Origin of the sequence: Pseudomonas sp. JV245A (assembly GCF_032424515.1) — a bacterium.
GTDB lineage: Bacteria > Pseudomonadota > Gammaproteobacteria > Pseudomonadales > Pseudomonadaceae > Aquipseudomonas > Aquipseudomonas protegens.
The window spans coordinates 1-747 of sequence record NZ_VYKE01000468.1 but is presented as its reverse complement, the minus strand read 5'-3'; the positions used below and the strand labels follow the sequence as shown (position 1 = coordinate 747).

Below are 747 nucleotides of genomic sequence, written 5' to 3'. Positions count from 1 at the left end.
GCCAAACTTCGCCTCCTGCAGATTGGCATCACTCAGATCGGCCCCTTGCAGATCCGCCTTGCTCAACCAGGCCATCTCCAGGTCCGCCGCCCGCAGTTTGGCCTGGTGCAGCTTGGCCCCGGACAGGCGGGCAAATTGCAGGTAGGCCGCGCTGAGGTCGGCTTTTTCGAATTGCGCGCCCTGGGCAAACAGGCCCCAGCCCTGGATCGCCATCAGCTTGGCGTCGGTGAAGTCCGCCAGCCGCAGGTTGCTCTGTTGCAGGCTGGCGCGGGTCAGGTTGGCGCCTTGCAGGCGGGCCTTTTCCAGGTTGGCCAGGTCCAGTTGGGCGTGGCGCAGGTCGGCGCCGGAGAGGTCGGCGCCGGCCAGGTTCATCTTGCGCAGGTCCTGGTTGGCGAGGTTAGCGCCACGCAGGTTGGCGCCGGGGCATTGGCTGGCTTCGGCGATCAGGCAGCCGTTGACGGTCAGCGGTACATCGTTGCCGTCGTCGTCGACATTCATTGCCAAGGCGGGGGAGAGGCCCAACAGCAGGGCCAGGGGCAGGTAGTTCATGGTGCGGTTCTCCAGGCTGGAGTGAAGGCGGGTGTGGCGAGGGAGCGGGCTCCCTCGCCACAGACAAGGCGGGGATGATCAGCGCTGGGCGGTCTTGTTATCCCAGCTCGGGATCTTGAACACCCAGAACGAGCCGCCTTGGGCCACTGGCTTGGTCAGTTCGGCCATGTCGCCGCCCCACAGCGGCACCGCGCCGCC

At 66.7% G+C, this 747-nt stretch carries 2 protein-coding genes; both read right to left on the bottom strand.

The features are described 5' to 3' along the window. Positions 1-549: pentapeptide repeat-containing protein (locus tag F6S12_RS32490; RefSeq protein WP_315869955.1), on the bottom strand; the 549-nt coding region annotated here is incomplete at its 3' end. A 78-nt stretch (positions 550-627) separates the two neighbouring features. Then, on the bottom strand, positions 628-747 hold a 120-nt coding region (locus F6S12_RS32485; protein WP_315869956.1), incomplete at its 5' end, for a hypothetical protein.